The following is a 566-nucleotide window of genomic DNA, read 5'->3' as shown; positions in this document are numbered from 1 at the left end:
GCACCAGGAGGTGCTGCGCCGGCTCGCCGCGCGCCTGGGCCAGCGCTACTCCGAGAGCAATGTCGTCCTCTCCGCCACCCACACCCACGCCGGCCCCGGCGGCCACGGGCACGACGTGCTCTACAACCTCACCACGCTCGGGCACCAGAAGAAGACGTACGAGGCGATCGTCTCCGGCATCGTGGCGGCCGTCGTCACCGCCGACGCCGATCGCGCCCCCGGCACCGTGAAGATCGCCACCGGCGAGTTGAAGGGTGCGAACGTCAACCGGTCGGCGGCGGCCTTCCGTCGCAACCCGGCCGCCGAGCGGGCCCGCTTCCCGGGCGAGGTGGACACCCGGATGACCGTGCTCCGCTTCGAGCGGGCGGGCCGGCCGGTGGGCATGCTGAGCTGGTTCCCCACCCACGCCACCTCCATGACCCCGAAGAACACGCTGATCAGCGCCGACAACAAGGGGTATGCCAGCTACCGGGTCGAGCACGACGCCTTCGGCGTGGACGCGGCCGCCCGTGGCCGGTTCGTCGCCGCGTTCGCGCAGACCAACGCCGGCGACATGTCACCCACCC

The 566-nt window shown here is 72.1% G+C and carries 1 protein-coding gene; it reads left to right on the top strand.

What is annotated here, in order from left to right; genetic code table 11:
- Positions 1 to 10: 10 nt before the first annotated feature.
- Positions 11 to 566, top strand: a 556-nt coding sequence (locus KUM32_RS41285) for a neutral/alkaline non-lysosomal ceramidase N-terminal domain-containing protein (RefSeq protein WP_308408854.1), incomplete at its 3' end; no start/stop codon positions are given.

This window comes from Streptomyces sp. AC627_RSS907 (genome assembly GCF_019049165.1).
The sequence above is the reverse complement of the archived record's forward strand: the minus strand, read 5'-3'. Positions and strand labels throughout refer to the sequence as shown.